The organism is Flavobacterium myungsuense (genome assembly GCF_042677265.1).
Lineage (GTDB): Bacteria > Bacteroidota > Bacteroidia > Flavobacteriales > Flavobacteriaceae > Flavobacterium > Flavobacterium myungsuense.
Genome location: NZ_JBHTIZ010000023.1, coordinates 125,179 through 137,190, shown reverse-complemented (window position 1 = coordinate 137,190; position 12,012 = coordinate 125,179). Strand labels below are relative to the sequence as shown.

Here is a 12,012-nt window from a genome sequence, read left to right as displayed (position 1 = left end):
ATAATTTAGACAAAATCAGGTTTTGAATTTGTTTTCTCTATATCGCTAAAAATATTCTCCAACGTTTTGTGAAATTGATTACATGTTTAGAGCGGCTTATTTTATACCTCCTCCTAAAGCTTTGTACAAATTAATCATTGCCTGATATTGTAATTTCTTAGTAATAATCATATCAATTCTAGCTTCTAAAGCGGTTCGTTGTGCCATTAGTACTTCAAAGTAAGTTGCCATTCCCGACATAAACAAATCCTTTGCAATGGTTGTAGATTGTCCATAAGCAAGAACTTCTTTATTTTTTAATTCATACAATTTTTCTAAATTCTTGATATTCGACATTTCATTAGCTACTTCTAAATAGCCATTTAAAATAGTTTTTTGATAATTAAGCACTGCTTCAGTTTGTTGTGCGTTAATTGTATTATATTTTGCTTTAAGAGCCGATCTATTTAATATAGGAGCTGCAATTCCACCTAAAAGAGTATAGGCTACTGATTGAGGGGATTGAAAAAGCAAAGCTGTAGAAAAAGCTTGAAATCCAACTGCGCCTGTAATGGTAAAACTAGGATAGAATGCAGCTTTTGCAGCTTTTAAATCAAATTTAGAGGCAAACAATTCTAGTTCAGCTTGCCTAAAATCTGGTCGATTGACCAATAGTTGAGATGGAATTCCTGTACTAATAATATCAGGATTTAGACTATTAAATTTGGTTTTATCGCGAATAATTTGTTGCGGAAATTGGCCACATAAGTAGTTGATTTTATTTTCTACTAACGTAATTTGTTGCAGAAGCTTGTACTCAAACCCTTTTGAATTATTTACTTGGCCTTCAAATTGTTTTACAGCCAATTCATTTAAAATATCTGCTTCTTTTTTTATTTTTATTATATCAAGTGCAGCTTGCTGTATTTCGATATTTTCTCGAACAATATCTAGCTCAGTATCTAAAGCTAATAAATCGTAGTAGGTTGATGCTACTTCTGCAATCAAGGCAGTTTGTATGGCATTGCGTCCTTCAATCGAACTACTAAATCGTGCTACTGCAGCCTTTTTATTACTACGAAGTTTACCCCATACATCTACTTCCCAACTGGCATTGAAGCCTGCAAAATAGTCTGGCAGATGTTCTGGGACGACTCTTCCTGGCTGAATATCTGTACTAGCATTTCCTGCTCCATCCATGGTGAATAAACCAAATCTGCGTTGCGCTGCTGATAATCCTGCGCTTATTGTTGGCAACTGATTCCCTTTATTAAACTGCACTGCAGCACGCATCATTTCAATTTTTTGCGTAGCAGCTTGTAGGTCATAATTATTAGTAAGTGCAGTGGATATAAGTTTTCGTAGACTTTCGTCTTTATAGAATAATTCCCATTTTATTTTTGAGTCGTTAAGTGTATCGTTCGACTGCGAATAAGTTTCTGGTAGTTGATTGATTCTTATATCAGCTGGAGGCTGCATTGGTTTGCACCCAAAAAGAGTGAAAACTAAGATACTACAGATAGTTATAAATTTTAAATTTGACATTATTTTCTTCATTGTAATGTAGAATATATATTAAATTGTTTATGCTTTTTTATAAGTTAAAGAAGCGAAAATGAAGTAAAGACCAGGAATAATGAGTACTCCGAATACCGTACCGAACAACATTCCGCCTGCTGCAGCTGTACCGATGGTTCTATTACCAATCGCACCAGCACCTGTGGCTAGCATAAGAGGCAACAATCCAGCAATAAATGCAAAAGAGGTCATCAAAATAGGTCTTAATCGAGCCAATGCACCTTCAATTGCAGCTTGAAATGGAGTAAGTCCTTCTTTCTGTTTTAGAATTGCAAATTCAATTATAAGTACTGCATTTTTTCCTAAAAGTCCAATTAGCATTACCATAGCAACTTGAGCATAAATATTATTTTCTAACCCTAGAGCCACTAATAGAAAAAACGCACCAAACACTTCTGTTGGTAATGATAGAATAACTGGCAATGGTAAAAGGAAACTTTCATATTGCGCCGCTAAAAGTAAATAAATGAACAACAAACAAATCACGAAAATGTAAATAGCTTCATTACCTGAATTGGCTTGTTCACGAGATGAATCTCCCCAATCATAGCCGTAACCTTTTGGCAATTTTTCACTTGCAATTTGTTTTACAGCTTCTATGGCTTGTCCGCTACTGTATCCTTCTTTTGGTTCGCCATTAAGCATTGCAGCAGGATACATATTGTAGCGTGTAATTTGTTCTGGGCCATACACTTTTTCGATAGATATAAAAGACGACATGGCAACCATTTCGCCTTCAGAGTTTTTTGCATAAAGTTTTAAAATATCTTCAGGTTTTGCTCTATATTCTGGTGACGATTGTACCATAACCTTATACATTTGATTGAATCTAATGAAGTTTGTCGCATACTCACTACCCAAATAGGTTTGTAACGTATTTAAAATTTCGCTTATGATTACCCCTTTTTGTGCCGCTTTTGTATTGTCTATATTTACAAGATATTGAGGAAAACTTGCATCAAATGAGGAAAAAGCATTTTTTATGGATTCATTTTTATTCAATTCTAAGGCAAATTTTTTGGATACTTCTTCTAATTTTTTCAAATCTCCTTTTCCTGATTTGTCTAATATTCGCAGCTCAAATCCACTTGAATTTCCGTAGCCAGGTACAGGGGGGGGAGTAAAGAATTCTATTTTACCATCTTTTATCGTTTTAGTTTGTTTTTTTAAATCTTCAATAATCTCCTTATCGGTTACTCCTTTGCGGTCTTTCCAACTTTCTAAACTGATTAAGTTCATACCAAACGAGGCACCTGTACCGTCTGTCAGGAAATTATAACCTGCCAAAGTAGAAACTGAGGCAACTCCCTTTATTTTCATGGCTGTTTCTTGTATTGCATCGACAACTTTTTCTGATCGTTCTAATGTCGCTCCAGATGGCGTAGTAATACTAGCATAAATTGTTCCTTGATCTTCATTGGGGATAAATCCCGTAGGTAAAAATTTACCTAAACCGAAAGTTCCAATGCAAAAAAGGAGCAAGATTACGGCAGTTACCACTCGTCTATTTACAATTTTTTCTAAAATAGTTCTGTATCGTATAGCAATAGTATCATACTTTTTATTGAATGCATCTATGAATCGGTTTACTAAATTATTTTTTCTTGCTACACCGTGATTGTTTTTTAGCATCATGGCACACAATGCTGGAGTTAATGTTAAAGCAATAACACCCGAAAGCACAATTGCAATTGCCATCGTTACAGAGAATTGACGAAAGAATACCCCTGATGGTCCCGGCAAAAATGCCACAGGAATAAATACTGCCGACATGACTAAAGTAATCGCAATAATAGCACCACCAATTTCTTTCATTGCGCTTTCAGTGGCTTCTTTAGGTTCGAGGTGTTCTTCCTCCATCTTGGCGTGAACCGCTTCGACGACGACAATGGCATTATCAACAACAATTCCTATGGCTAGCACCAACGCAAACAGCGTAATAAGATTAATACTGAAACCAAAAAGTTGCATAAAGAAGAAGGTGCCTACTAGCGATACAGGAACAGCGATGGCAGGAATTAGAGTGGATCTAAAATCGCCTAAAAACACAAACACTACTAGTGCTACTAATAAGAAAGCTTCCAGTAAAGTGTATAAAACCCCTTCGACAGAGGCATTCAAGAAATTAGAAACATCATAACTGTAGGTATACGAAATTCCCGCAGGAAAGGCTACCTTTAGTTCGTTCATTTTATTTTTTATGTTTTCAATTACATCGCTGGCATTACTTCCGAGACGTTGTTTTAAAACAATAGCTGCCGCTGGTTTTCCGTTTTCTTTAGATAATACATCGTAGTCTAACGAACCAAATTCTATATCGGCTATGTCTTTTAATCGTAAAAGCTCTCCGTCAAAATCACGTTTAATTACTACATTTTCATACTGATCTTTAGTATTATATTTACCAGTGTACTTTACTACATATTGTAATGATTGTTCTCTTTTACCAGAACTTTCACCCACTTTTCCAGGTGCTGCTTCAATATTTTGTTGCTTTAAATTTTGAATAACATCTTCAGTCGAAATGTTATATGCAGCCATTTTTACAGGGTTTAACCAAACACGCATAGCGTATTCCCGTTGTCCCATTAGATCGGCATAGCCAACTCCATCAATTCGTTTTAATTCAGGAATGATATTTATATCCGCAAAATTAAACAGAAATTTTTCATCAAGACTTGGATCTGAACTTAGTATGTTAAGATACAATAACATACTATTTTGTACCTTTTCAACAATTACCCCAGATTTAATTACTTCTTCAGGTAGCTCATCTAATACTGATGATACTCTATTTTGTACATTAACTGCAGCAATTTCTGGGTCACTACCTGCTTTAAAAACGATGCTGATAACACTTGTTCCGTCATTTCCTGATACTGATGACATATAAGCCATTCCTGGTACACCATTGACAGCACGTTCTAATGTAGTTACTACCGCTTTTACGCATGCTTCGGCATTTGCTCCAGTATATTTTGTGGTAACCGTTACTTCTGGAGGAGCAATATCCGGAAACTGGGTCATAGGTAATTGAGTTAGGGATAATACCCCTAAGAGCACAATAATTAAGGATATAACTATTGATAATACTGGTCTTTTTATAAAATTTGAAAACATAGTCGCAGTTTCTAAGTAGAAAGTTATTTTATAATTTTGAAATTAATTGTTGCATTCTAACATTTTCAGGTAAAATTTTATCACCTTCTTTTAAGTTTTGAATGCCTTCATATATAATTCTATCAGATGGTTTTAATCCTGACTCAATTACATACAAATGCTGAATACGCTGCTTAATTTCAATATTTCTACTATGTACTGTATTGTCTTTATCGACAGTGTAAACGTAAATTTTATCTTGAATTTCGAAAGATGCTTTTTGCGGTATTATCAATGCATTTTTTATAGTGTTTGTCAACTGAATTTTACCACTAGATCCGTGTTTGAGTAATAAATCGGGATTAGGAAATTTGGCTCTAAAAGCAATATTTCCAGTATTTTGATCAAATTCACCCTCTATAGTTTCTATTGTTCCTTTATGAGCGTGTTCTGTATTGTCTGCTAAAAGTAAGGTAATTTCTGCTGATTCATTGTTGCTTTTTTGTTCTCTGAACCGAAGATATTCTTTTTCAGACACATTAAAATAAGCATACACCGAGCTGTTATTTGATATAGTAGTGAGTAGGGTACCTTCATTTATCAAACTTCCTACTTTAAAAGGAATTCGGTTTATAACACCATCAAAAGGGGCTTTTATTTTAGTCATCGAAAGTTGAATCTCGGTACTTTCTTGGTTTGCCCTAAACTCGTCAATTCTTGCAAGCGCTGCAGCATAAGCCGCTTGAGTTTTCTCTAAACTAGTTTTCGATACAATATTTTTGCTTGCTAGTATTTTCATATTTTGCAGGTCAAGTTCAGCAGTTTTTGCCTCTGAAATCGCACTTTTTACTAATGCTTTAGCTTTGAGAACTTCTTTTTCGAGTGTCTGACTACTAATTGTTAGTAATAATTGCCCTGCTTTAACGGGCTTACCTTCATCGACATAGATCTTTTCTATATAGCCATTTATTTTAGTTCTAATTTCAACATTTTGTATTGACTGTATGTCGGCCACATGGTCTATGGTAAAAGTAGTGTCAACTACAATTGGGCTTGTGATTGGGTATTTTTCTAAAGTAATTTCTTTCTTTTTTTTAGAGTCGCATGAAAGTATAGTAGACATAGTTAGCACTAGTCCTGCAATAAGAGTAATTTTATTCATTATATCGAAAATTAAATAATTTTAAAGTAGTATAAATATATTTTTATTGCATAGACTGAGTAGAATGGGCAAAAAAAACAAATACGCGCTTGAAAAGTATTTATTTCGGTGGTGGAATTGTAATTTCTTGGTGAAGCGAAAGTTGCTCAAAACAGAGATAACTTAAAGGAATATCTTTAAGGGTTAAGGACAAAGTAGAATTGTATGAAATAGACCCCTTTAGTACATCAATTTTTACGGTATCTTCTACATCATTTATGGAATTATCTTCATTATCGGCAGGGATTTCAAATGGCAGATTACCGTTTGAACTATCCGTCGCAAAATAGTCTGAAAATAAAATAGATTTTTCAAATATCAAATTATCCTTGTGTACCGATAAAGATTGGGAAGTGTTTGCGAATAGGATGCTACTCACAAAAACTATTGGCAGTAAAAGCCAAATCCGAACGGTGCGATAAATTGATGAAGTATTTTCCATTTTCTCCGACAAAATTAAAACAACTGATCAAAATTGCTAACGTTTTAAGATTATCTTATCGTTTTTTTATGAAAACAATAAGAATTTATTGTTGAAGTTGCTTTGCTATAAATGATTATAAAACAACAATTTCGGTGAAAATAGATGATTTATTTAGAAATTCATAAAAATAAATTTGGAAATATACACAGTTCATTCTATGGGAATACCCAAGATTTAACTCACTCCAAAACCCATTTGTCCAAAACCCATGACTTTGCCTCATTGTTGTAAACTAAACAAATCGAGACTATGGCCATTGAGATGGAACCTATTACCCCACCAAAAATTCTGGTGATGATTCGGGACAGAAGCAATAATTCGAAGTTGGGTGCTAGGGCACAAAACAAGGTGCCCATAACAAAACCAATGTAAAAGAAGAGCAAGAGTTTTTGCGGTCAAAGCGATCGGCGAAGCCCGCTGTTTGCAAACCCGATACCCCGGTACTAAAAGCATAGGCCGAAACGGCAACCCCTAACTGTGAGTTGTTGATGCGTAAGATTTTAATAATCATATCTCACAGCGGGGACATGACCATAAAATCTAGTATGACGGTAAATTGGGTTATTGCTAAGAGGAAGATGACAAATTTTTGATAGGCGGTAAAAGGTAGGGAAACTAAGGTGGGTTTCGTCATTTTAGACTAACTTTTTGGGTTATTTTTTTATTGATGATTTGATATTTGAGGGCTCGTAATACAAACCCAAGGCAGAGTGATTTTATCTTTTTTGAATATTTTTAAAATGATGTTCAGTATGATAATGTGTAAAATAGCCAAATTCTCTGATAGTAATCCTTCCTAACAAAGGATGCGGTAGTAAGAGGGTAGAGAGCTCTTTTTCGGTAAATTGAGCCAAACGCTTTTCGAATTTTTGCTGTTGATTTAAATAACTTTTTAGCAACTTTTCTTTACTTGTTTGTTTTGCTTTTTTGATTTGAAAAGGATTGTCTACGATAGAAACTTGTTCTAATTTTTTTAAGTATTTTGTAACCACTTCATCATAAGTACGTTCCTGTCTGTTGTTGGTTCCAAACTTGTATTTAATGAAAAATTTAGGGAGTTGAATTCCTTTGTTACTTTCCTGTAAAGCATTTATGAGATGTCCAAGCTCTTCGGTAATGCTCCATTTTCCATTTGCTCTTTGTGAATTAAATCTACGTTCGTCAAAAGTTAAAATAAATGAGTTGACTTCTTGATGAAGGGTATGGATACTGTTTGATAGTTCTTTAGTGGTCATAGATAGAGTTTTTCTCTATCAAAAATACTGAAAAAAACTTGCCTTTCTGATTATTTTTAGATCATGTAATTCAGTAAGAGGTTGTTTGTTTTGTAAAAAAGATCTACTACTTATTCATTATCTTCTTAATTGCATTTACAACGAGCAATGCAACTATACCAAAAACCAATCCAACAAAAAACTCAGTTATAAATGCTGGAATTTGAGGAAACAAATGATGTAAAAAATCAATGTTGTGAACAAATATTCCACCTGCAACCAAAATTAGTGCAATAGTGCCAATTACAGCTAAGCTTTTTATGACTTTTGGCAAGGCTTGAACCAATAGCGTACCAATTGTTTTAGATAGACTTTTTTGTTTGACATTCATTTGAATTAGTTTATAACCTACTTCGTCCATTCTAACAATTAGTGCAACAATACCATATACTCCAACGGTAGCAATAATTGCGACAACAGAAACTACCATTACTTGAGATGAAATAGGTTTTCCTATTACTGTGCCTAAAGCAATTATAACAATTTCTACTGATAAGATGAAATCGGTTATTATAGCAGATTTTATTTTTTGTTTTTCTTGTATTTCAATATCCTGTTCAGAAATGGTTTCAATTACCTTCTTTTTTTTTTCATGAGAATGTGGAAACAGGAATTCAAAAATTTTTTCAGCGCCTTCATAGGCTAAATACAGACCGCCAAGTACTAAAATGATAATGATAGCTGGAGGAAAAAAAGCACTCAATAAAAAAGCAATGGGTAAAATAATCAATTTATTTATGAACGACCCTTTTGTAATTGCCCACAAGACTGGGAGCTCCCTATTTGATAGAAATCCTGATGCTTTCTCAGCATTTACAGCCAAATCATCTCCTAATATTCCTGCTGTTTTTTTGGTTGCAATTTTGCTCATTGCTGCAACATCATCCATAATTGCTGCAATATCATCTAATAGAACGAAAAACCCTGAAGCCATTTTTGTTTAAATTTTAATAACTTAATTTTACACTTTTTGCAGTTGCGAAACTACTGCTTTTTTTGATTAAATTATTCATAAATTAACTTTTAGTTAGCTTAAAATAGTTTCAAAATTTCACAACTAAAGTTAATTTCACATTTATTATTTGTTGTATGAATCTCCTAGAATAGCTCGGTAGAAAGAAAAAAAAGGGTAAAAGAATTTTTGTGCTATTTTAATAGAGATAGTAATATATTAAATTACTTTTTTACAATAAATTTTTGTTTGTAATTTCCTCTATCTGTTCCTAAATTTAGTAAATAAATACCATTTGATAAATTTGAAATATCTATTGTATTGTTTTGTAATGAATTATTGTTTATAACCGTTCTTCCAGTAACATCAATAATAGTTGCGTTATAGATTTTTTTATTTGCTGGCATAGTAATTTTTAAAGTATTTGAAGCTGGATTTGGAAAAATAGTAAATGTGTTTTTCGAGAATGTCTCCGCTTTTAAAGCACTATTTTCTAATTCTATCAGATTGCCTCCTGAGGCTAGTGCAGCCCATAATCCAAACGGATCGCCATTACTATTTTGTGATGGATCTATAAAACCACTTGCTACAACAGTTATGGCTTGTCCTTGAAGGTTCAAATTTGCTAATGGAGCAGAATAACTCGCTACAACATCTATTCCTGAAGCATCCCTTACATCTAAAACATAATTTGAAGTTGAGAGTTCTAAATAATTTGAATTAAAGGAGTTGTACGATATATCATCAACTATAGTACCCGCAGGAACACTTGTTTCCACAATATCAACTATAGGAGCATCTGTTGCACCATGATTTATAAGAATATCGGTATTAGCAATATTTGTGGCAGTTTCTCTACCTTGATCAAAAATAGACAAATCAAAAGGTTGATTAGGAGAATAACCTGTTGTACTAGTTATTCCATTTGCAACAATTACGTAGGTTTTATCTAAAGTCAGAGTTTGAGTATTGGTATAAAAACTTTCAGCATCAGAAGTACTTGTATAGGGAGCTAATGCTATTGTTATAGGTGTTTCTGCAACAACATCCATAAATTCAGTTGCTGTTCTAAATTTAAAATCATCTAATAAAATTTCTCCGTTAAGATATACATCAACCAAAGCATTATTTGCATCAGCTGAATTATGAATAATTTGAACACGTGCTTTTTTAGGGGCTTCGTATAATTGTAACGGAATCAAATTACCACCTAAAGAAGTTGCTATCCATAAACCAAATTCAGGACCATTGCTATTTTGCGAAGGATTTAAAAATCCACTTGCAACTATAGTTAATGATTTACCCTTAAAATTAAAAGAGTGTAAAGGTGCTAAATAAGTTTTAAGAACAGTTGTTCCGTTAGCATCAGTAATGTTAAGAGTAAAGTCTGCCGTTGGTAGTTCTATATAATTTGAGTTAAAGGAGTTGTAAGATATGTCGTCTACTATTTTTCCTTCAGGAATAGTAGTTTCTAGAATGTCAATAATGGGCGCATCTGTAGCTCCATGATTCACAATTATATCAGTATTAGTATCATTTGTTGCAATTTCTTTGCCTTGATCAAAAATTGAAAAACCAAAGGGTTGATTAGGACTATAGCCTGTTGAACTTCGAATTCCGTTTGCAACAATTACATATTTTTTAGCATTTGTTAATGTTTCAGTAAAAGTATAGAAACTTTCTGATTCGGATGTGCTTGTTGAAGGTGCAACTGATATTATTATTGGAGTATCGGCAGGAACATTTATAAATTTAGATGCGGTTCTAAATTTGAAATTATTTAATAAAATGTTTCCATTTAGATAAATATCAACCAAATTATTAGCTGCATCAGCAGAATTATGAATGATTTGTATACGTGCTTTTGGTATAGGTACATGCAATTGTAATGGTATCATATTGCCACCAAATACGTTTGCTATAAAGACTCCAAATTCTGGACCATTACTATTTTCGGAAGGATCTGAAAAACCACTTGTTAAAACAGTTAAAGCCGCCACATTTAATCCCAAAGTTTGTAAATTTCCTGAATAAGATTTTAAAACAGTAATCCCGTTTGCAGATTTTACATCAAAAACATAATCTGAAGTTGGTAATTCTAAATAATCTTCTGCAAAAGTACCATATGATAGATCATCTGCAAGAGTACCAAGTGGAACATCTGTTTCTGTAATGTCAATAGTTTTGATGTCTGTAGAACCATTAAAGAATAAAACATCTGTGTTTTTACTATCGAATGCAGTTTCACGACCTTTATTAAAAACGGAAAAATTAAAAGGAATGTTTGGGGAATACCCAACAGCGCTTAATATACCATTGGCAACAAGAATATAGGTGTCACCTATATTAAAAGTAGTGGTAAAATTATATATACTTTCAGCACTAGAAGTGCTGTTAGCAGGGGTTATATCTATTCTTACTGGTTCCAATGCTTTCAAATCCAAATAAGGTGTAGAAGTTCTAAAATTAAAGTCTTTTTTTACTAGTTTATTATCAACATACAAATCAACATTAGCAACACTTAAATCGGGAGAGTTGTGAATGATTTGGACTCTTGCATATTCTGATTGGTCAAATTGAATTAATTTTCCGCCATTCTTCATTGCATACCACAATCCAAAAGAGGGACCATTACTATTTTGAGATTGCTTTAAGAATCCGCTAGTAACAACTGTAATTGCTTTTCCAGCTAAATTTAATCTTTTTAAAATAAAATCATATGATCGAATGACTCTGTTTCCAGAAACATCAGTTATGTCAATAGTATAGTTTGATGTGGGTAGTTCTAAATAATTGGTGTTGAAACTAGTATATGAAAGATTATTGATATACTTACTTATAGGTAGAACAGTAGTATTTACAACATCTACAGAGCCAGTGTCAGTTCCCCCATGGCAAAAAAGCACATCGGTATTTTCTGAATTTGTTGCTATTTTTCTGCCATGTGGAAAAATAGATATAGCAAAAGGCTCGTTAGGAGTATAACCAGATGCACTTACTATTCCATTTCCTACCATAATGTAAGTGTCATTGACATCTAATGTAGTTGTTATATTATAAAAAGTTTCACTGCTAGAAGTACTATTTCCAGGTGCTATATCAATGCTAATTAAATTTCCAGCAGGTAAATCAAGAAAAGGGGTTGCAGTTCGAAAAGCTAAATCTTCAATAAGAATTGTTCCGTCAAGATAAATATCAATAGTATTTATTGATAAATCTCCGGAATTATGAATTATTTGTACCGGAGCCGTTTGAGATAACACTAAATTTGTAAATAATAATAATGCTATACAAATATTTGATATAGAAGTAAATTTTTTCATGTTTAGTTGTTATAAAATCTATATACAAATTTAGTTTAAAGTTTTATATTTATTTCAGAATAGTTAATAATTAAGTTAAATTAAAAAATATGATTTCTAAATTCAATTAATAGTTTTTTTAT

The 12,012-nt window shown here is 33.0% G+C and carries 7 protein-coding genes; all 7 read right to left on the bottom strand.

Translation table 11 applies throughout. From position 1 onward, the window contains the following. Window positions 1–96: 96 nt before the first annotated feature. The 7 genes from ACFQ0S_RS09025 to ACFQ0S_RS08995 all read right to left on the bottom strand — a co-directional run bounded on the left by ACFQ0S_RS09025 (window position 97) and on the right by ACFQ0S_RS08995 (window position 11,890). Complete coding sequence (locus ACFQ0S_RS09025; protein ID WP_379755918.1) at window positions 97–1,458, bottom strand: TolC family protein; 1,362 nt, start codon at window positions 1,456–1,458, stop codon at window positions 97–99. 105 nt (window positions 1,459–1,563) lie between these two features. Continuing rightward, window positions 1,564–4,677 carry an efflux RND transporter permease subunit gene (locus ACFQ0S_RS09020; RefSeq protein ID WP_379755921.1) on the bottom strand — a complete coding sequence of 1,038 codons (3,114 nt, stop codon included), beginning with the start codon at window positions 4,675–4,677 and terminating at the stop codon, window positions 1,564–1,566. A gap of 28 nt (window positions 4,678–4,705) precedes the next feature. Then, window positions 4,706–5,818: an efflux RND transporter periplasmic adaptor subunit gene (locus ACFQ0S_RS09015; RefSeq protein ID WP_379755924.1), complete on the bottom strand. Its 1,113-nt coding sequence runs from the start codon at window positions 5,816–5,818 to the stop codon at window positions 4,706–4,708. A gap of 100 nt (window positions 5,819–5,918) precedes the next feature. Next, entirely contained in the window at window positions 5,919–6,299 is a 381-nt protein-coding gene (locus ACFQ0S_RS09010; RefSeq protein WP_379755927.1) for a hypothetical protein, read from the bottom strand. 758 nt (window positions 6,300–7,057) lie between these two features. Further along, the gene (locus ACFQ0S_RS09005; protein ID WP_379755930.1) at window positions 7,058–7,576 is read right to left on the bottom strand and encodes a DinB family protein; all 519 of its coding nucleotides are present in this window, start codon (window positions 7,574–7,576) and stop codon (window positions 7,058–7,060) included. Between the two features lie 106 nt (window positions 7,577–7,682). Next, window positions 7,683–8,549 carry a DUF808 domain-containing protein gene (locus tag ACFQ0S_RS09000; RefSeq protein ID WP_379755933.1) on the bottom strand — a complete coding sequence of 289 codons (867 nt, stop codon included), beginning with the start codon at window positions 8,547–8,549 and terminating at the stop codon, window positions 7,683–7,685. A gap of 242 nt (window positions 8,550–8,791) precedes the next feature. Then, window positions 8,792–11,890 carry a DUF4397 domain-containing protein gene (locus tag ACFQ0S_RS08995; protein WP_379755936.1) on the bottom strand — a complete coding sequence of 1,033 codons (3,099 nt, stop codon included), beginning with the start codon at window positions 11,888–11,890 and terminating at the stop codon, window positions 8,792–8,794. Window positions 11,891–12,012: the final 122 nt, after the last annotated feature.